The organism is Methylophaga sp. F-2 (assembly GCF_056859315.1).
The window spans coordinates 147,602-166,834 of sequence record NZ_JBSXOF010000015.1 but is presented as its reverse complement, the minus strand read 5'-3'; the positions used below and the strand labels follow the sequence as shown (position 1 = coordinate 166,834).

The 19,233-nt window shown below is 42.6% G+C and carries 18 protein-coding genes; 6 read left to right on the top strand and 12 right to left on the bottom strand.

The features are described from left to right. The first annotated feature begins 1 nt into the window (after nucleotide 1). Entirely contained in the window at nucleotides 2–799 is a 798-nt protein-coding gene (locus tag AC13DA_RS03125; RefSeq protein WP_284451370.1) for a response regulator transcription factor, read from the top strand. On the opposite strand, the gene AC13DA_RS03120 is transcribed toward AC13DA_RS03125, so the two are convergent. After that, nucleotides 776–1,681 (bottom strand): LysR family transcriptional regulator, encoded by a 906-nt coding sequence (locus AC13DA_RS03120; RefSeq protein WP_284451371.1) that lies wholly within the window; start codon nucleotides 1,679–1,681, stop codon nucleotides 776–778. The two genes, AC13DA_RS03125 and AC13DA_RS03120, sit on opposite strands and share 24 nt — an antisense overlap. Before the next feature lie 94 nt (nucleotides 1,682–1,775). On the opposite strand from AC13DA_RS03120, the gene metE reads away from it, so the two are divergent. Further along, on the top strand, nucleotides 1,776–4,055 hold the full coding sequence (metE, locus tag AC13DA_RS03115) for a 5-methyltetrahydropteroyltriglutamate--homocysteine S-methyltransferase (protein ID WP_284451372.1): 2,280 nt from the start codon (nucleotides 1,776–1,778) through the stop codon (nucleotides 4,053–4,055). 36 nt (nucleotides 4,056–4,091) lie between these two features. Here the strand turns inward: metE and AC13DA_RS03110 are convergent, their stop codons facing one another. Then, nucleotides 4,092–5,021, bottom strand: coding sequence for a LysR family transcriptional regulator (locus tag AC13DA_RS03110; protein ID WP_284451373.1), 930 nt, complete (start codon nucleotides 5,019–5,021; stop codon nucleotides 4,092–4,094). A gap of 126 nt (nucleotides 5,022–5,147) precedes the next feature. Between AC13DA_RS03110 and AC13DA_RS03105 the strand changes: the two genes are divergently transcribed. Next, the gene (locus AC13DA_RS03105; protein WP_284451374.1) at nucleotides 5,148–5,387 is read left to right on the top strand and encodes a DUF2798 domain-containing protein; all 240 of its coding nucleotides are present in this window, start codon (nucleotides 5,148–5,150) and stop codon (nucleotides 5,385–5,387) included. Nucleotides 5,388–5,494: 107 nt separating this feature from the next. Here the strand turns inward: AC13DA_RS03105 and AC13DA_RS03100 are convergent, their stop codons facing one another. The 5 genes from AC13DA_RS03100 to AC13DA_RS03080 form a co-directional block, all read right to left on the bottom strand. After that, the gene (locus AC13DA_RS03100; protein WP_007144262.1) at nucleotides 5,495–6,361 is read right to left on the bottom strand and encodes a DNA ligase; all 867 of its coding nucleotides are present in this window, start codon (nucleotides 6,359–6,361) and stop codon (nucleotides 5,495–5,497) included. Nucleotides 6,362–6,431: 70 nt separating this feature from the next. Continuing rightward, entirely contained in the window at nucleotides 6,432–7,118 is a 687-nt protein-coding gene (locus tag AC13DA_RS03095; RefSeq protein ID WP_007144261.1) for a (5-formylfuran-3-yl)methyl phosphate synthase, read from the bottom strand. Next, nucleotides 7,108–7,686: a DUF447 domain-containing protein gene (locus AC13DA_RS03090; RefSeq protein WP_284451375.1), complete on the bottom strand. Its 579-nt coding sequence runs from the start codon at nucleotides 7,684–7,686 to the stop codon at nucleotides 7,108–7,110. The genes AC13DA_RS03095 and AC13DA_RS03090 overlap by 11 nt, the downstream gene beginning before the upstream one ends. After that, entirely contained in the window at nucleotides 7,658–9,229 is a 1,572-nt protein-coding gene (locus AC13DA_RS03085) for a DUF6513 domain-containing protein (RefSeq protein ID WP_284451376.1), read from the bottom strand. Before AC13DA_RS03085 ends, AC13DA_RS03090 begins: the two co-directional genes overlap by 29 nt. A 7-nt stretch (nucleotides 9,230–9,236) precedes the next feature. After that, entirely contained in the window at nucleotides 9,237–9,785 is a 549-nt protein-coding gene (locus AC13DA_RS03080) for a flavoprotein (protein ID WP_284451377.1), read from the bottom strand. A 140-nt stretch (nucleotides 9,786–9,925) separates the two neighbouring features. Here AC13DA_RS03080 and AC13DA_RS03075 point away from each other — a divergent pair, with 140 nt between their 5' ends. Beyond that, the gene (locus AC13DA_RS03075; protein ID WP_273179184.1) at nucleotides 9,926–11,239 is read left to right on the top strand and encodes an NAD(P)/FAD-dependent oxidoreductase; all 1,314 of its coding nucleotides are present in this window, start codon (nucleotides 9,926–9,928) and stop codon (nucleotides 11,237–11,239) included. A 72-nt stretch (nucleotides 11,240–11,311) separates the two neighbouring features. On the opposite strand, the gene AC13DA_RS03070 is transcribed toward AC13DA_RS03075, so the two are convergent. The 4 genes from AC13DA_RS03070 to rd all read right to left on the bottom strand — a co-directional run bounded on the left by AC13DA_RS03070 (nucleotide 11,312) and on the right by rd (nucleotide 15,884). Beyond that, nucleotides 11,312–11,875, bottom strand: coding sequence for a cytochrome b (locus AC13DA_RS03070; protein WP_007144256.1), 564 nt, complete (start codon nucleotides 11,873–11,875; stop codon nucleotides 11,312–11,314). Between the two features lie 87 nt (nucleotides 11,876–11,962). Then, on the bottom strand, nucleotides 11,963–14,383 hold the full coding sequence (gene gyrB, locus AC13DA_RS03065; RefSeq protein WP_284451378.1) for a DNA topoisomerase (ATP-hydrolyzing) subunit B: 2,421 nt from the start codon (nucleotides 14,381–14,383) through the stop codon (nucleotides 11,963–11,965). An 82-nt stretch (nucleotides 14,384–14,465) separates the two neighbouring features. Next, nucleotides 14,466–15,542: a DNA replication/repair protein RecF gene (gene recF, locus AC13DA_RS03060; protein ID WP_273179187.1), complete on the bottom strand. Its 1,077-nt coding sequence runs from the start codon at nucleotides 15,540–15,542 to the stop codon at nucleotides 14,466–14,468. A gap of 177 nt (nucleotides 15,543–15,719) precedes the next feature. Then, complete coding sequence (gene rd, locus AC13DA_RS03055) at nucleotides 15,720–15,884, bottom strand: rubredoxin (protein ID WP_007144253.1); 165 nt, start codon at nucleotides 15,882–15,884, stop codon at nucleotides 15,720–15,722. Between the two features lie 212 nt (nucleotides 15,885–16,096). On the opposite strand from rd, the gene AC13DA_RS03050 reads away from it, so the two are divergent. Further along, nucleotides 16,097–17,023 (top strand): hydrogen peroxide-inducible genes activator, encoded by a 927-nt coding sequence (locus tag AC13DA_RS03050; RefSeq protein ID WP_007144252.1) that lies wholly within the window; start codon nucleotides 16,097–16,099, stop codon nucleotides 17,021–17,023. Here the strand turns inward: AC13DA_RS03050 and AC13DA_RS03045 are convergent. Next, a complete protein-coding gene (locus AC13DA_RS03045) occupies nucleotides 17,005–17,541 on the bottom strand; it encodes an SCO family protein (protein WP_273179191.1) in 537 nt (178 codons plus the stop codon). The genes AC13DA_RS03050 and AC13DA_RS03045 overlap by 19 nt on opposite strands. 142 nt (nucleotides 17,542–17,683) lie before the next feature. On the opposite strand from AC13DA_RS03045, the gene murJ reads away from it, so the two are divergent. Further along, nucleotides 17,684–19,225, top strand: a complete 1,542-nt coding sequence (gene murJ, locus AC13DA_RS03040) for a murein biosynthesis integral membrane protein MurJ (RefSeq protein WP_284451379.1) — start codon at nucleotides 17,684–17,686, stop codon at nucleotides 19,223–19,225. Nucleotides 19,226–19,233: the final 8 nt, after the last annotated feature.

Genomic DNA, 19,233 nt, shown 5'->3' with positions numbered 1-19,233 from the left:
TATGGCCTTACTTACAGCTAACGATTTATCTATTCTGCTGGTTGAACCTTCATCCATGCAGCTCAAGCTCATCATGCGTCATCTGAATGAAGAGGGTGTTCATAAAATTGATGGCGTCAGTAGCGGTAAAGAAGCATTAGCGCTGATTAGTAAATACCCTCCTGATCTGGTGATTACAGCCATGTATCTACCGGATATGACGGCCAATGAGCTTATTGAAACGGTGTTAAAAGACCATCCGGAGCTCAATCTGTCATATATGCTGATTTCCAGTGAAAAAGGGCATGCAGCACTGGAACCTGTTCGTCAGGCTGGGGTGATTGCTATCCTGCCCAAACCCTTCGATCATAAAGACTTACAACGGGCTATAAGGGCCACGTTAGACATCATTGATCCAGAAGAAATTACGCTGGAAAGCTATGATGTCAGTGAGCTGAACTTATTGGTTGTTGACGATAGTCTGACTTCACGTAATCACATTATGCGTATTTTCAGCACGATGGGGATTCAGCATATTGATGATGCTGAAAATGGTCGTAAAGCTTTGGATAAAATTAACGACAATCACTATGACCTGATTGTCACCGATCTGAATATGCCTGAAATGGATGGTCACGAGTTGGTTCAGTACATCAGAAATGATATGGGTAATGACGCCATTCCAATCATGATCTTAACCACAGAAAATAATGAAGCCCGACTTGGTCAGGTCGAACAGGCAGGTGTCTCAGCCATTCTCAACAAGCCTTTTGAACCTAACACCATCCGTGAGATGTTATTTCGTCTGCTTGATTCCTAAAGCACCTTTTTTCTGTCCCATTTCTAAAAATGTTGCCATATAGGGCACCGTCTGTTCACCCACCCGCATCGCTGCAAATAAGGTTTTCATCACACCATGCTGTCCTAGTCTAACGATAGAAGCAGGAATTTCCTGGCAATATTGTTTAGCCAACCAATCAGGTAACACGGTCACACCACGGTTCAGGCTCGCCATTTGTACCATGATATCTAAAGATTCCATCGTTTTATGTTGTGGTTTTACATTGGCAGGCAGTAAGAACTGAGTATAAATATCTAAGCGTTCATGCGGCACGGGAAAAGTCATCAATAACTCTGATTCCAATGCCTCTGCTTCTATATAATCCAGTCCAGAAAATGAGTGAGTACTTGCTACCAACAACACCATTTCATACTCGAATAATGGCGCATAGAATAAATCTTTGTGTGTCACTTTATCCGGTGTTACCAAACAATCTATGTGATGATTTAATAGTCCTTCCAAACCGGAAAACTGGAATTTATGAACAATATCTACATCCATTTTCGGCATCGCGATCAGATAGTCCGTTAATATTGCTTTTAGCCACTGATAGCATGGGTGACACTCCACCCCCACCTTTAACACCCCTTGCTTACCATCAGCCAGAGCCTGCATTGTATTTTCTGCCTGCTCAAAAACAGGTAATACCTGCCTTGCCGTTTTTAATAAAAGTTGGCCAGCCTGGGTGAGCCTCAATTTTCTTCCCTGTCTCTCCCAAAGACGAACCTCTAACTTCTGCTCAAGATAACGAATCTGATGAGTTAATGCCGGCTGAGTGACATATAAGGCGTTTGCAGCCGCCGTTAGACTGCCATGCTCTGCCAAAGCCTGAATAATTTTTAAATGCGTACGCTCAATCATGTATGAAATATTCTTATAGGTTAAGAAATAATTATCATTATTCCTTATCTCTTATCAACTTTACAATGGCCCACGATTTGTAAAGGAACATAACATGGTAAAAACACATAACCTGGGCTTCCCACGTATAGGGAAGAAACGAGAATTAAAATTTGCTCTAGAAGCCTACTGGCGTGGTGAAACATCGCTTATTGATCTGGAACAGCAAGCCACTGAATTAAGAAAAAAACACTGGAATAGCCAAAAAAAGCTGGATTTTAGTCCTGTAGGCGACTTTTCATTTTATGATCATGTGCTAGACACCAGCTTACTGGTAGGTAACTTGCCTCGACGCGCTCGTAGTGGACTGTCTGAACTGGATCAATACTTTCAAGCCGCCAGAGGTCAAACCAGCAAAGCCGTTGAACAAACGTCTGTAGCAGCAGCTGAAATGACTAAATGGTTTGACACAAATTATCATTATCTGGTCCCGGAATTCGACGCAGACACCACATTTGAACTTCATGCTGAGCGCTATCTGTCTTACGTAAGAGAAGCAACGCAGCAAGGCGTCAATGCCAAACCCGTTATTCTCGGCCCCGTCAGCTACCTTTGGCTAGGTAAAAGCAAGGATGACAGCAACAAACTTGACCTGCTACCTAAACTCTTGCCCGTATACGAAGCTTTGTTAAACCTGTTAGCAAAAGAAGGTATTGAGTGGGTACAAATCGATGAAGCCATCCTTGTTACGGAACTGGATAAGGACTGGCAGCATGCACTAAACCAGGCCTTCTTTGCTTTAAACAAAACACCGGTTAAATTACTGCTGACCACTTATTTTGGCAGTCTGAAAGAAAACCTGCAGTTGGCCTGTGAATTACCCACAGCAGGGCTGCATATTGATGCCATTAATGCTCGAGATGAAGTCATTAAGGTAGTCGACTGGTTACCACCACATAAAGTGTTATCTATCGGCATAATCAATGGAAGAAATATCTGGAAGACCGACCTTAACGCAACGCTGGATTGGCTCGAACCTGTTTATATACGTCTTAAGCAACGTCTCTGGTTGGCGCCATCCTGTTCGTTATTGCATGTTCCTGTCGACTTAAACAGCGAAACGGATATCGATACTGAAGTAAAAGATTGGCTGGCATTTGCTGAGCAAAAGCTCGATGAACTGGCTATTGTCGCCACCGCGCTGAATGAAGGCCGTAAGGCCGTTGCAGCAGAACTAACCGAAAATGCTAACGCGATTGCGCATCGACAAAACTCCACGCGAGTTCACCGTAGTGACATTCAACAGCGTCTGCAATCAGTTACCGATGCCATGGCAAATCGCCAACAACCTTATGCAGAACGCGCTGAATTACAGCGTAGCAAGGTCAAGCTACCGCTTTACCCCACGACCACCATTGGCTCGTTTCCACAAACCACCGATATTCGGCAAACACGTCAATTGTTTCGTAAAGGAGAGATAGACTTTACCGCCTACCAAGCCAAAATGCACCAACAGATCCAGCTGGCAATTGAAGAGCAGGAAAAAGTTGGGCTGGATGTTCTGGTGCACGGTGAAGCAGAGCGAAACGATATGGTGGAATACTTCGGCGAACAACTCGATGGTTATATCTTCAGCCGGTTTGCTTGGGTGCAATCTTACGGTTCACGCTGTGTTAAACCTCCTATCATCTTTGGGGATATCGCACGACCCCGTGCAATGACCGTCGACTGGATTAATTATGCTCAATCACTGACCGATAAGCCTGTAAAAGGCATGCTGACTGGCCCTGTCACCATGCTGAACTGGTCCTTTGTTCGTGATGATCAACCACGTTCAGACACGTGTTTACAACTGGCCCTGGCCATTCGTGATGAAGTACTGGATCTTGAAAAGTCTGGGGTTAACATCATTCAAATCGATGAAGCGGCATTACGCGAAGGGCTACCACTGCGTCGTGCTGAATGGCAAGACTACCTTGACTGGGCGGTACGTTGTTTCCGAGTCACTGCCAATGGCGTAGCGAATGAAACGCAAATCCATACCCATATGTGTTATTCCGAGTTCAATGACATTATTGAATCGATTGCTGCGCTGGATGCTGATGTCATCACCATTGAAACCTCACGGTCAGATATGGAACTGTTGGATGTCTTTAATGCCTTTGATTACCCCAATGAAATTGGACCGGGTGTGTATGACATCCATACACCAAATATTCCTAATGTGGAGTACATGAAAACCCTGATGAAAAAAGCAGCTCAGCGAATTCCGGCTGAACGTTTGTGGGTCAACCCCGACTGTGGCCTGAAAACACGTCAATGGGCAGAAGTGAAACCCGCGCTGGAAGCCATGGTTGAAGCCGCCAGAGAGTTACGCCAATCTCAGGCAGCCTAGCGTAATGGATGGGTGGAGTAGGGGACTTAATGGTACCTACTCCCCCTTATCCCAGCTATTAGGTAAATTTTGATGTAAAAAGTCCTGAAAAACCCGTACTTTTAGCGTTTTTGCAAAACGATCAGCAACACAAAAATAATAATCTAAAGGTTCCGCTTCACCGTGAAGTTCAGAGTGATTGCCAGCTTCAAATAAGGGAATGAGTCTTCCTTGAGCAATATAAGGGGTTGCAACGAAAGCCGCTAATCTCGCAATACCGCCACCGGCAACGGTGATATTTGCCAACATATCAATATCATCACAAACCATGGCTGTTCTGACTTCTGGTTGGAAACGTTCACCATGTCTTATAAAAGACCACCCGACTATTTTTTCATCAACAGGAATTTTAAACAGCAAACATCTATGCTGACGTAATTCAGCAATAGAATCTGGAACACCATTTTTATCTAGATAATCAGGGGAAGCACAATAAACAAGCGGAACGGTAGTAAGTCGATTCGCCACCAGGCTATCATCCAGTTGCTCTCGAATTCGAATACTGACATCAATGCCTTCCTGCCGATGGTCAACATGTCTGTCACTGGCCATAAGCTCTATACTCAGTTCTGGATACTGCTCATAAAAAATGGGGAGTAACGGAGCTAATACATGCCGTGCAAAGGCTGCAGAGCAGGCTATTTTCAGTCGTCCAGACACTTTACCATCAACTAATGAAACCGCTTCTGCCGCCAGCTCCATCTCTTGCAACAGACCTTTTACTCGCTGGTAATAAACTTCTCCGCTATCTGTTAATGCCAGACTTCTTGTCGTTCTGGTAAGTAAACGTGTAGCTAAAGCAGACTCTAATCGCGCAATATTCTGGCTGACCGCCGCTGCGCTAATACCTAACCTTCTTGATGCGGCTGCAAGACTGCCTAACTCCACCGATCTGACAAAACTCTCTACACCACGCATCGTATCCATCTGTTGATTCCCTATAAGCAACACAATATTACTAACTTTAACTTAATAATTTATTTAGTTTATACCCTCTATTTACTTAACAGTAACATGGTTAAACTTCTCACCATAAATTAAGAGGAGTCAGTAATGAAAACAAAGAAGTTACCCGTCAAATTGACATCTTATGTATTTGCTTTTTATATGGCAGGGATTATGGCCATGTTAATGTGCTTAATTATTACTGGCGTTAACCAGGGTTGGTCTTCGCACTACATCAGTGATGTTTTACATGCTTATAAAATTGCGATGCCAGCGGCCTTTATTTGCGTTCTTATTGTCAGACCTATAGTAGCTATCCTGGTGAAAAAAACCGTTCACGTTAGCTAAAATTAAACATATACAGTGATACAAACCGACCATACATTGTTACGTTTATATCACTGTTGAGAACACTAAAAATCAAACGCATGGCCAATTCTTCTTATTTGTCAGATTTAATCCAGCTCGGTGTCACGGATACGCAAAAAACGAGCAAAACGTGGCAAGCCTTTTTTGGTATAACCTTGATAACGATAGGTGATAACCGTGCCAATCGCAGGCGGATTTAGGCGATCTTGATCGGATAAACCACTGCCGATAGCGAAAATTTGACCTCGGTCATTTTTAACGCGTAAGGCACCTAACTGATGGGTATATTTGCCTTTACCAGGCAGATGTCCAATAACGACGGCTTCTTCATCGTCGTAAGGTTTTAATTTTAATAATGCTTCTGTTCTGCCACCCTGATGTTTGGCAGAGGCCAGGTGTAGAATCAGACCTTCCGCGCCGTGCTCAAGCTTTTGCTGTAATAGGTCTTGTAATGCGCTATCACTCGCAACGCGTTGTTGTTTAACTGTTTTGAGGTGAGGCAGATCTAGTTTAGTGATTAAACGAGTGTAGTTTTGATAACGTTGCTCAAACGGCAATTTTTTATCAGGCATATCAAATACGCGGTAACTAACATGTTGCCACTCCTCATCAACGGGTGTTTGTGTTCTCACAATACCACTGAGCCGGGCAAAGTCCTGATGCGTTGTCCACAACTCACCGTCCAACCACACATCAGGGAGGGGAGCAGTAAACCATTCCGGGGCATTAATAAGGTTTCCACTTCGCGTCAATAGTTCTGTGCCGGTCCATATAGCTCGAACACCATCAAATTTCTCGCTGACGAGGTAGGCTGATATTGGCTCAGCATTTTCTGACTTATACACACTGGCCAGCTGCACTGGCGGCATGGCCTGAGCAGCATGAACGATCCCGTTAAAGGTAAGCAGGGTAAGAATTAAAAAAACACGGATAAAACGTTGAACAAGTTGCATGTTCGCCTCCTTGCGATTTAATGATGACCTATTTCACTGGCGTCCTGCCAATAAAGCCTGCTGATAACGTTTACTGTAACGCTGACGCGATAGTTTTGGCCAATGTTACGGATAAGGTTCCATTTCGTTTTCGGTCTGGACAAAGGGCACTGCGAAAGCCAAGATAGTCCGGCTGTAATGTTCGCAGGGTAGCAATGTCATCAATGCGTAATGCACCTGCCAAACCACATAATTGTTGTGCATCTTTTACGACGTTTACAAAGTCAGTCAGGGCATCAACGGACCAAAGATCCAACAAGGAACGACCATTTTTTTCAGCGGTATCGATCATTACACCGCTAAATCCTGTCTGCAATACCTGTTTTATCACATCCTTTTCATAGTGACGGTCAGCAAACGTCACGGCAATGACCGGTGTATTAAGTTGTTTGATAACCGGCGTTAATTCTTGCAGACATTCAGCCTGCTCATCGCCGCCAAATAAGCCTACTTTGACATAATCCACACCTGTTTCAGCCATCTTCATAATTGCAGGTTCAATGAATTGAACCTGCATTGGCAAATCACCAACTGTGGCACTGGTTAAACACCGACCTGATGCCCATTTGACGACATTTTTCACCACATCCAGTGGCAGGGCACCCAAGGCGCCTTGTGCCGGTTGTTTCATGTCGAGTATATCTGGCAGACACTCGTTCAAGCTTTGCGCTTCTTCCAGCGATTGCACGCTGGCAAGCCACTTTGTGTTATTCGACATCGATACCTGCTTGTTTAACCTTTTCCATTAACCATCCCCAGGCTTCCCACTCGCGTTCTCCCGCGGTTTTTTCCATGCCAATGGTTAAGTAGTTAATTTCATCGCGAATTTTTTGTTCCGGCAGCATGGACAGTCGACTGACCAAAATCGCCGCTTCAATCACGGCGCTTTGGGCACGGTTGTAACCACGAAATAAGCCGTGTTGCTGTTCATTTACCACAGCACCATAAAAACATGCACGCGGATCATCGTCATCCACATTCTGAATTGCGATTTCACTATGACTTAGCGCATCCGTCAAATAGAGCCCATCCACCTTTTCGCATGGTGATATTGGCCATTGTCGATGCCCGGTTAATGCCCCAGCAAATACACGAACATCATCAATATAATTAATACTACACGACCGCTGGTTCATCAGATTGTTGTATGTTGTTGAGGGTTTAAATGGTTTTATTTGAAAGTAATTGTTTACTTCACTAATTCCCATCGGCGCATGATGCGCCGTACCATCAGCATTTTTTGTTGTTACGATGACTTCATGAATCTTTGCGGTCAGCCGTGCCACAGGGGCGCTCCTTTTTCTTTTTATCGGACTCTGCCGTTCCACAGGCCGTACGTCGTTTTTTCACTTTAGGGGCTTTCTCATCACGCACGATTTTTTTCATACTTTCTCGCGCGGTATCACTGGCCTCAGCTGTCCCGCAGGCACGTTGTTTCTTTGTTTTCTTCATCGTGGTGCCTTCTTCTTTCTGCTCGCTGAGATCGTCTTCCTCTCTCGATACAGCACAACCCCACTGAAGCTCTTCATCCTGAGTATAACGTTTACCTAATTCCCAGGCTGTTTGTGCTCTGGCAAGCTCCACACCCAAGTAAAATGCATGTCCAGGATCATTTTCTACTTCAAGGTGTGGATAAAACTCAAACGGATCCACATCATGAATAATACCGTCACGATTAAACAAATAGATGCCATCAGCTGCAATTTTTATACGATAGTTAGGATCTTTAATGTTTTCAGCCAGCGCTATAATTTCATCCCGACTATCCGTAAAGGGTTTCCGTTCATGCGCAACTAGAAGGTCAGCCGTAAAATCTCGCGGTAAACTATTATCCTGTTTGGCTGCATACATCATTCTCCTTGCCACATCCGCTTCCCTGATAGCTCGTCGCGCATGCGGGCTGACTTCGGTAGCCAATACACAACTTACATTCAGCTCTGAAATAATGCCAAACAACATCGCATTGATGCCACTGGTGTCTGCATCTGTAAGCTCAGTTAAATTTCCCACTCCCATCATTATGGGAATATCAGGGTATTTTTCTCTTAATTGATAGTAACGAACGATAGACGCTGTCAGGCCAAAATGGATAGGATCTAATATTGGGTCAGCAATATACGGTTTGCCCCATCGTTCCATTGTTTCCATCGCTCGCTCTAATGACTTGAGTGAACCTGGTTCAGCTGGAACTAATATCGGTATAGCATCGGTTTCTTTAGCAAGGTCGATGGTTTTTTCAGTAAGGCTCAATAAGTAGTCCGCGCCAGCATTAGCGGCTCTTTTTAAGTCCGGCAATGATAGTGAGTCCACACTTACTTTAAAACCATTATCATGTAATGCTTTAACAGCTTCTTCAAGGTGTGGAAATGATTCTTGAGGTAAGCAACCAATATCAATGACATCGGCACCATTATCACGGTAATAGTTTGCTCGGTCGATAATGCTATCAATCGTACGTTCTGGTGCATCAACAATTTCGGCGAAAATATCAACGGAATAGCGGCTCAGATCGGGGCGTTTTTTTGCTCGACCAAAGTGGATTGGCAGATCCTTAATTTCATCTGGTCCACGTGTAATTTTAATACCTAATTCTTTACCCAGCGCTTCAAGGTCACCACGGCACCGCCCCGGTACGATAATTTCGTCACAGTCCTGATAGTCTTCTGCTTTAAGCCTGCGTGCGATCATCGCATCCGTTATCAACGCCGCCACCGACACACCAATTTGGTGTACCCGGTAATCAAATGGCAGGGGTGCCATTTCCTGTAAAACCTGATTTACACTTGGTTCTGCAAGCTTGCCGGTGATAAACAAAATTCTTTCAGACATGCGGGACTCAGCCCACCTCTTTCAGGCGTATTTTCAGTGCAGCAAACAGCTGGTCAGCATCGTCTACGACGGTGGTTGCTTCGAATGTTCTCAACGTCTTGGTGTGCTCAAGATCGATCCTGCGAGGCCAAACACGCACGATTCGATCTGGTGCAGGTGTATCAATCTCCGGCTCAGAGTCACAGGCCAGCACGATACTTGGGATTTGGCACTTACCTGCCTGAGCAAAAATGTTTGTCACTAAGGTATCAGAAATGCCTAATACCATCTTAGCAACGGTATTAGATGTCGCTGGTGCTACTACTAAACTATGGTAATCACCCCGATAAAAAAGGCCCACAGGTGGCGCACTGGCCGCTCTGTCACGGTAAACCCGTCCCTCTGGTACTTGGGATTTTGGGTCATATCCGTACATTCTCACGACTTCTTCACCTGCACGGCTATAAAACAAGTCCACATCCTCTAATTCCCGGACAATTTCCAGACACTCTTTCAGGTAATGCCCTGAGCCAGTAACAGCCCAAGCCAGACGAGGTTTTTCAGGCCTTGCTTGCATTTCATTTCTCTGTGAATAAGTTAATGTGTAAATTTTGCCAGACTAAACAGATATAGTAAAAATAAGATAGGTTTTATAAGGTTTTTTACGTTAAAATCGATAACTCATTGTAATTTTGCGTCAGATTGGAGCCTTTGCGAATGTCTAACAGTATTCCAAAAATTGTGGTTGTCGGTGGTGGAGCAGGTGGCCTTGAATTGGTCACTAAACTCGGCAAAAAACTGGGTAAAAAGGGCAAGGCTGAAATTACGCTTGTCGATAATACGCACACTCACATCTGGAAACCACTTCTTCATGAAGTTGCAGCAGGCACACTCGATTCTCACGAAGACGAAATTGAATACCTGAGTCAGGCAAACGCCAGCGGTTTCCGCTTCCGTCTTGGCAAAATGGATGGTCTCGACAGAAACCGCAAAACAATATCTCTTGCACCAACACTCAACCCCGATGGTATTGAGATTATTCCTCGTCGTGAATTTGAATATGACTATCTTGTGATATCTGTCGGCAGTGTAAGCCATGACTTTGGTATAAAAGGCGTCCGCGATCACTGTTTGTTCCTCGATACAACTAAGCAAGCTGAATCTTTCCAGAATAAACTGCTTGAGGCTTATCTGCGCGCGCATACGCAAGGCAAACCGCTAGACGAAGGCCAGCTAAACATCGCGATTGTCGGCGCGGGGGCTACTGGTATCGAACTTAGTGCTCAACTGCATGAGGTTTCTCACTTACTGACGGCTTATGGGCTGGATGAAGTGCAACCTCAGGACGTGAAAATTAGTATCATCGAAGCGGCAAACCGTGTTTTGCCAGGTTTACCTGAAAACTTATCAGCAGCGACCACCAGTGAACTTACAAAACTGGGGGTTGATGTTCTCACCGGGGAACGCGTCGTAGAAGTCAACGATAAGGCCATATTTACTGAGAGTGGCAAAACCATCCCTGCATCTATAAAAGTCTGGGCTGCAGGTATTAAAGCACCTGAATTCCTGAAAGATATCGCTGGACTTGAAACTAACTGGATGAATCAACTTGTTGTCAGACAGACACTGCAAACAACTCTTGACGATGATATTTACGCCATTGGCGATTGCTGTGCATGTAAATGGCAGGGTCACGATGAAAATGTTCCACCACGCGCGCAAGCAGCCCATCAAATGGCATCAGTTGTATACAAGTCAATACGTAACAGGATGGCAGGTAAGGTAGCACCTGAATTTGAATATCATGATTACGGTTCTCTGGTCTCTCTTGGTAAGTACAGTACTGTTGGTAACCTGATGGGCAACCTGAGCAAAGGTAGTTTGATGATTGAGGGCTTTATGGCGCGTCTCATGTATCTGTCACTGTATAAGATGCATCAGGTAGCCTTATTTGGGCCTTTCCGTGTAGCGATGCTGTCGTTATCACATATCTTTAGACGTAGCGTACATCCTAAAATCAAACTTCATTAAGCCTCTTTTCTCGCTTAACGATATAAAAAAAGGCCCTGTCAGGGCCTTTTTTATTCCGAGATGCCTCATTATTTATTTTCTGGAAAATAATGACATTCGCTGATTAATAGTATTACCACTAAGGCGGTGTTTTACTGCTGCGCCGATATGAATGACTAGTATAGCGATCAATGTAAATGCAAGAATTTCATGTATTTCACTGAAATACTCTCTCATATCAGGATCCGCTTCAGCCAGCCTGGGTAACACAATGCCCCAGAGCTTAGTATCGTATTTGCTGTACATTGACTGAAGATATCCGGTGAAAGGCATAGCAACCATCAATACATATAATAGCCCATGAACGCCACCAGAAAGCCGCTGTTGCCACGATGGAATGTAAGAGGGTAGTTGTGGTGCTTTGTGTGATAATCGCCACGCTATGCGCAGCACAATGAGAACAGCGACACTTATACCGAGTGACTTGTGCAATAAAAACCAAAACGCCCTTACACTCTCCTGGCCTGGCGGTAATTCCCATTCTTTGGGAAGCTGAACCATATACAGCCCAATAGCAATCATCGCTAATATCGCCAGTGCGATTAGCCAATGCAAGATTCTTTGTACCAAGTCATACTGATTTTCAGTTTCGGACATACCGTTTCCTTCACTTTCTTTTATGCATAAAAAAGTCACACAACCTATCGGCTGTATGACTTATTTAATCAGGAAAGATTCCTGGATTTAGATATCCAGATTCGAGACCTGTAATGCATGTGTTTCAATAAATTCTCTACGCGGTTCAACATTATCACCCATTAGCGTATTGAATGTTTCATCGGCTGCAATAGCATCATTGATTCTTACCTGAAGTAGTCTACGTTTAGACTTATCCATTGTGGTTTCCCATAATTGATCAGGATTCATCTCTCCCAGACCTTTATAGCGCTGGACATGTTGCCCTCGTCTGGCTTCGGCTAACAACCAAGTGACCGCTTGTGAGAAATAACTGACTTCTTGTTGTCTTTCACCACGTTCAACCCGTGCACCATCACCGAACAAACCATTGATTTTATTAGAAAATACCAAAATCTTCTGATATTCAGTACTATCAAAGAATTCACCCGGTACGTGATAGTCTGTGCTGATACCATGTCTGCTATAGCTAATATTAATGGTACCGACGGGCTCATTTTCCTGACGTTTGATGCTCAGTTTAAATTGTGTACCTGTCGGCAGTCCTTTGTTTAAAGCAACTTCAATATTTGCTAGCCATCCATTAATCGCCGCATCATCATTCATGTCTGGAATTTGCGGCTCGTACACCAATTTATCCAGAAACGCAGGGTAATAATGATTAGACAATCTACCAATAATTGAATTGACCGTTTGATATTCCGTTACTAGCGACGCCAGTGCAGTACCTTCAATCGGTTGAGCATTTTCTGCCGGATATAATTTCGCATTCGTTAATGCTACTTCAGTAAGATACCGCTCCATCTCAGCATCATCTTTTACGTAACGTTCTTGTTTCCCTTTTTTAATTTTATATAAAGGTGGCTGTGCAATATAAACATGGCCACGCTCTATTAACTCGGGCATCTGACGATAAAAGAATGTCAGTAGAAGCGTACGAATATGAGAACCGTCAACGTCAGCATCCGTCATGATAATAATATGATGATATCTGAGCTTTTCAGGATCATATTCATCACGACCAATACCGCAGCCCAAAGCCGTAATTAATGTTCCGACTTCTGCAGAGCTGATCATTTTGTCAAAACGCGCTCTTTCTACGTTAAGAATTTTTCCCTTCAGCGGTAATATCGCTTGTGTACGACGGTCACGGCCTTGTTTGGCACTACCACCTGCCGAGTCCCCTTCCACTAAGAATAATTCTGATAGGGCAGGGTCTCTCTCTTGGCAGTCTGCTAGTTTACCTGGTAGTCCGGCAATATCTAATACACCTTTTCGGCGTGTCAATTCTCTCGCTTTTCTTGCTGCATCCCGAGCACGGGCGGCGTCAATCATTTTATTGGCGATTAATTTAGCATCGGTAGGATTTTCGATTAAGAAATCGTGGAAAAACTCATTCACATAAGATTCCACAATTGTTCTTACTTCTGACGACACCAACTTATCTTTTGTTTGAGAGCTAAACTTAGGATCCGGGACTTTAACCGATAGCACTGCTGTTAAGCCTTCGCGAGCATCGTCACCACTTGTTGTGACTTTAGACTTTTTCGCCAAACCTTCACTTTCAATATATTGATTTAAGGTTCTGGTCAGGGCTGCACGAAATCCAGCTAGGTGTGTACCACCATCACGTTGCGGAATATTATTGGTAAAGCAATAAATATTTTCTTGATATGAATCGTTCCATTGCATCGATAACTCGACAGCAACATCATCACGCACACCTGATATCTTGATAATATTTTCGTGGATCAGATCTTTGTTCTTATTAAGGTGCTGAACAAAAGCAGTGATACCACCTTCGTAAAAGAAGGTTTCTGTCTTTTCATTACGCTCATCGGTTAGAACGATTTTTACACCTGAATTCAGAAAAGCTAATTCACGGATACGTTTTGCCAAGATATTGTAGTCAAACGTCACGTTAGTGAATGTTTCTTCACTTGGCCAGAACTGAATTTTTGTTCCTGTTATCTCTGTGTCTGCAACATCTGTTAATGGCGAGTCGGGTACACCATGTGTATAGGTTTGTTTATAAACTCTGTTATTCCGATGAATTTCCATTGCCAGCTTTTTGGATAATGCATTAACAACAGAAACCCCCACACCGTGAAGTCCACCTGACACTTTGTATGAATTATCATCGAACTTACCGCCAGCATGAAGAACCGTCATGATAACTTCAGCAGCAGAAACACCTTCTTCTTCGTGGATGTCGACAGGAATGCCACGACCATTATCAATGACTGATACTGAATCATCTGGATGTATACGCACCTGAATTTCACTACAATGACCGGCTAACGCTTCATCAATTGCATTATCTAACACCTCGAAAACCATGTGGTGCAATCCTGTGCCATCATCGGTATCACCGATGTACATACCAGGTCTTTTTCTAACTGCATCAAGTCCTTTTAGGACTTTTATATTCGAAGAGTCGTAAGTGTTGTTGTTTTTTTCCGTTGTCATAATCAAACTATTCCTGGCCAAATGGAGGATGTGCTGAATAACCTTCTATTCTACTACTTATACAGGTTTGTTGACAGTCTCATTATGAAGCTATCATTTCACCTTGTTTCACGTGGAACACTTTTTCTTTGTCTGTATTGATTAATGATGCGAGTTCGCTATTTGTACTCGTTATGAAACTCTGTACAGGTAGATTTCGTAGTGTATCTATGACTGTTATTTGATGGTTCCAATCCAGCTCTGAGCTTAGATCATCAATCAATAAAACCGTGTTTTTGACATCTTTTTCGTTCAGTAAAATGATTATTTGTGCCATGCATAGGCCCAGGTAAAACAATTTTTGCTGTCCCCTAGAAAGCATTTCTTCAGCAGAGGCATCATTAATACGTAATGTCCAATCGGCTGAATGTGGACCATTGCGACTATAGCCCATAATCCGATCACGCTCATAATTTTCATCCAGGATTTCGGCTAAAGATTTTTCCTTACTCCAACCCTTGTTGTACTTGACGGTAAACTTGCAGTCACTCAGCGATGGACAGAGCTTATGGAATAATGGCTCAAAAACACTAACGAGCTTATCTAAATAAGCTTCACGATAGTCCGTTATAATTAAACCATGCTTTATTAAATATTGATTCCATAGTTCAGTCTCATTTCTAGACTTTTTGTTTTTTAATGCTGCATTCTTCTGAAGTAGCGCTTTTTTATACGTTTGCCAGTGATAATTAAATTTGTGTTCCACGTGGAACATACCCCAATCGATCATCTTGCGACGAAATTTTGGGCCTAACTCAAAAAACTGGTGACAATTTGCAGAAATAAATTGTAGAGGAGTGTTAACTGCCAAATCTGATAACTTTTTAAGCGGGGCATTATTCAAACGAATTTGCAGCCCTGACTGGATATCATATAACAGTCCAACCGGTGTCATTTCAGAGGAACGCGCAAAAAGCGTAAATTGAGAATATTCTAGCTGGACAATATTTTTCAGATGACGCGATCGAAATGATCTACCCATGGCAAGTAAGTGTAGAGCTTCAAGAATACTTGTTTTACCAGATCCATTTTCCCCAAGAATTAGGTTAATACCTTCAGAGGGGGATAGAGTAGCAGAACTAATATTACGAAAATGAGCGAGGGTCAGGTGTGAAAGCACAAGTAATCTTATACGACCAAACAATTATTTCTGAACAGCAAAAGAAATCAATAACCTCATATGTTGTTATCATTTACGACAAAACAATAAATAGAACACTTCTGTGAACTAATGTTCATGTACATAGAACCCATTTATCTATAGGATCAAGGCGTTTGATTTGGACAAAAGAAACTTCTAGATTTCTACCATTTCAAAATCGTCTTTGCCAACACCACATTCAGGACATTCCCAGTCTTCTGGAATATCTTCCCAAGCTGTTCCAGGGGCAATTCCTTCTTCAGGTAAACCTTCTGCTTCATCATAGATAAAACCACAAACAATACATTGCCATTTCTTCATTCTAAAACTCCGAGTATTTGAGAATAAAATCTAGTTATTATGAGTAAAGAATCTTAACAAAATTGAAGAGTTTGCGCTCAATCAATCCTCGTCAATAGACAATAATAAAACTATTAGCGTTACTGCAAGTCGATAAAGTAATAGACTAGGTTTAGCACATATAATATTTATGCTATAAATCAATAGAAAGATAATAAACGGAAATATCGATTATGCGACTACCGACATTAAGACAACTGCAATATTTAACTGCTGTGGTGGAAGAGAAACACTTTGGACATGCTGCCGATAAATGCTTTGTCACACAATCAACTTTAAGTGCCGGTATTCAGGACTTAGAGCAGTTACTTGAAGTGTCTTTATTAGAGAGGACAAACCGAAAAGTACTACCGACCCCGATCGGAGAAGAAATCGCCAGCAGAGCACAACAGATACTATCATTGACTGAAGACCTTGTTGACCTTGCTTTATCGGAGAAGAACCCATTATCTGGTCGAATTCAAATTGGCATCATTCCGACAATAAGTCCTTTTTTATTGCCAAAAGTCTTACCCACTGTCAGAAAACAATTGCCAGATCTTGAGATAGTATTAATAGAAGACCAGTCAGAACGTCTGTTAGATCAATTGGAAACAGGTAGTATCGATGTCGCTGTATTGGCATTTCCATACAATACTCGCGGATTAACACATCGAGAGTTTGCAAAAGAACCCTTCTGGATAGCATTACCACAAAATCATCCCTTAGCCGATAAGGATAAGTTGAGCGCTGATGAATTACCTATTAATGAATTATTACTATTAGCAGAAGGACACTGTTTGCGAGAGCACGCATTGAGTGCTTGCCAATTACCCGCATCAGCTCAACGTAAAAGCGTTCAGGCAACAAGCTTATATACACTGATTGAAATGGTGGCCAGTGGATTAGGGATCACACTTATACCTGACATGGCGATAAATTCAGATATGGTTATACATTCAGACATTCGTCTTGTTCCTTTAGCTGCTGATAAAGAACAAGCTATGCGTGAGATAGGGTTAGTATGGCGACCAAGCTTCAGAAGAACAGCGACCTTAGAGCAGCTGGCAAAAACATTTTCTGATGCTTTAGCAGATACTAATTACTCACTACGAGCATAAAAGTCGCGTATCTGAAAAAATATTTTTTGAATAGCTAAGGAAGTAAAAGGCGGTTTGAATACAGCATAAGCACGCCCTTGAGGATCAATCAGATAAATATAATGCTGTTGTTCAACTTTCAAGCTGTGTTCATATTCCTCAGGCTCTAAATATAAAAAGTCGACACTTTTAGTGATAGATTCGATAACTTCCGATGAACCGCCAAAGGTTTTTAAGTCAGGAAAGGAAAGGGAAGCAGTGTCGGTATTATCGCCAAAGTTAATAATTAAAAACTGTATTGAGGAACCAGCAAATAAACGTTGCAAATGCTGCATCACTTTTACGACAACAGTACACTCTGGCTCACAATATAGGTGTGTAAAGTAGACAAAGCTCCATTTGCCGTCGAGGGAGACATTCGTTAATACCTGTTTTTCATGGCCTTGCAATACAAACTGAGGTATCAGTTGTGGAGGGGAGATAAGAAATTTTCTCAGATTGTCAGGAATATCACGCCTGTCTGGTTGCGTAAACTCCATTCTGCTTAGCCACAACACTAAAATAATCAGTGTAATAACAAGATATAACGCTAAAAAAGCCTTAGAATTAACACTTTTAATTGGCTTAAACATCTTTATTTAACCTTGTACAGCCGAGATATAACCCTGTTGTGAGTAAAACATGAGCGAAAAACTCTTCAAGTCTACCGCAGTTGTCAGTGTGATGACTTTTTTATCCCGGATACTAGGCTTTGTAAGAGATATTGTCATTGCCAGAATGTTCGGTGCAGGCTTGGGCGCAGATGTTTTCTTTGTTGCTTTTAAGATCCCCAACTTTTTAAGACGACTTTTTGCTGAAGGTGCCTTTTCACAAGCTTTTATTCCCGTTCTTGCAGAATTTAAAGAACATGGTGATAAGCCCTTACGGCAATTGATTGCACAAACCAGCGGCACTTTAGCCGTTATTCTAACCATGATAACGGCTGTGGGGATGATTGCCGCACCTGTGATTATCATGATTTTCGCCCCCGGCTTTGTAGAAGACCCAATCAAAGCCGACCTGGCAGCTAATCTTCTTACCATCACCTTTCCGTATATCTTTTTTATCTCATTAACGGCGCTTGCCGGTTCAATTCTCAACAGTTTTGGTAAGTTTGCTATTCCTGCATTTACCCCCGTATTTCTTAATATATCGCTAATTGCAGCAGCGATATGGTTATCACCTAAATTAGAGGAACCAGTCACAGGTCTCGCCTGGGGTGTTTTTATAGGTGGGTTTGTACAGTTTTTATTTCAGCTACCCTTTTTAATAAAACTCGGCTTATTGCCCAGGCCAAAATGGGGGTGGAAAAGTGAGGGTGTCAGGAAAATTATCCGCTTGATGATCCCGGCTATGTTTGGTGTTTCCGTTGCGCAGATAAATCTTCTACTGGATACCTTACTTGCATCATTTTTAGTTACTGGCAGTATTTCCTGGTTGTATTATTCAGACCGACTTGTTGAGTTTCCATTGGGTGTTTTTGGAATCGCTTTATCTACTGTTATTTTACCGAGCCTATCTAGAAAACATGCAGCCAAGACCACAGAAGAATTCTCAGACACTATCGACTGGGCCTTACGCTGGGTGTTTCTTATTGGAACACCGGCTGCAATAGGGCTGATTTATTTAGCTGAACCTTTGTTAATGACATTATTTCAATATGGAGAATTTACAACCGTCGATTCTCATAAAGCTTCTTTGAGTTTAATGGCCTATGGCTTAGGTCTATTACCGTTTATATTTATCAAAGTCCTGGCACCAGGCTATTACGCCAGACAAGACACAAAAACCCCTGTCAAAATAGGCATTATTGCCATGATCAGTAATATGGGGCTGAATATAATCCTGATGATCTATCTTGAGCACGTGGGCTTGGCTTTAGCGACATCATTATCAGCCATACTTAATGCTGGCCTGCTTTATCAAGGTTTAAGAAAGCGCGGTGTTTATTCTCCAAACCCTGGCTGGGCACGATTTTCATTGAAATTAATTATCGCGAATTCAGGTTTATTGCTGTTTTTATTCGCCTTGAATCCGGTATATAAAAACTGGGAAATGTGGGATGCTTTACAGCGAGCCAGTCATTTATCTGGATTAATCGTGGGTGCAGCTGTGATTTATTTTGTCTTACTACTCATCTTACGTATCAATCTAAGAAGCTTAGTTAGACCAATCAACAGATAAAAAAAAGG

Excerpts from the sequence above, each read along its gene's own strand:
- AC13DA_RS03125 (WP_284451370.1), top strand. The coding sequence starts at position 2 with ATGGCCTTACTTACAGCTAACGATTTATCTATTCTGCTGGTTGAACCT.
- AC13DA_RS03120 (WP_284451371.1), bottom strand. The coding sequence starts at position 1,681 with ATGATTGAGCGTACGCATTTAAAAATTATTCAGGCTTTGGCAGAGCAT.
- metE (WP_284451372.1), top strand. The coding sequence starts at position 1,776 with ATGGTAAAAACACATAACCTGGGCTTCCCACGTATAGGGAAGAAACGA.
- AC13DA_RS03110 (WP_284451373.1), bottom strand. The coding sequence starts at position 5,021 with ATGGATACGATGCGTGGTGTAGAGAGTTTTGTCAGATCGGTGGAGTTA.
- AC13DA_RS03105 (WP_284451374.1), top strand. The coding sequence starts at position 5,148 with ATGAAAACAAAGAAGTTACCCGTCAAATTGACATCTTATGTATTTGCT.
- AC13DA_RS03100 (WP_007144262.1), bottom strand. The coding sequence starts at position 6,361 with ATGCAACTTGTTCAACGTTTTATCCGTGTTTTTTTAATTCTTACCCTG.
- AC13DA_RS03095 (WP_007144261.1), bottom strand. The coding sequence starts at position 7,118 with ATGTCGAATAACACAAAGTGGCTTGCCAGCGTGCAATCGCTGGAAGAA.
- AC13DA_RS03085 (WP_284451376.1), bottom strand. The coding sequence starts at position 9,229 with ATGTCTGAAAGAATTTTGTTTATCACCGGCAAGCTTGCAGAACCAAGT.
- AC13DA_RS03080 (WP_284451377.1), bottom strand. The coding sequence starts at position 9,785 with ATGCAAGCAAGGCCTGAAAAACCTCGTCTGGCTTGGGCTGTTACTGGC.
- AC13DA_RS03075 (WP_273179184.1), top strand. The coding sequence starts at position 9,926 with ATGTCTAACAGTATTCCAAAAATTGTGGTTGTCGGTGGTGGAGCAGGT.
- AC13DA_RS03070 (WP_007144256.1), bottom strand. The coding sequence starts at position 11,875 with ATGTCCGAAACTGAAAATCAGTATGACTTGGTACAAAGAATCTTGCAT.
- gyrB (WP_284451378.1), bottom strand. The coding sequence starts at position 14,383 with ATGACAACGGAAAAAAACAACAACACTTACGACTCTTCGAATATAAAA.
- rd (WP_007144253.1), bottom strand. The coding sequence starts at position 15,884 with ATGAAGAAATGGCAATGTATTGTTTGTGGTTTTATCTATGATGAAGCA.
- AC13DA_RS03050 (WP_007144252.1), top strand. The coding sequence starts at position 16,097 with ATGCGACTACCGACATTAAGACAACTGCAATATTTAACTGCTGTGGTG.
- AC13DA_RS03045 (WP_273179191.1), bottom strand. The coding sequence starts at position 17,541 with ATGGAGTTTACGCAACCAGACAGGCGTGATATTCCTGACAATCTGAGA.
- murJ (WP_284451379.1), top strand. The coding sequence starts at position 17,684 with ATGAGCGAAAAACTCTTCAAGTCTACCGCAGTTGTCAGTGTGATGACT.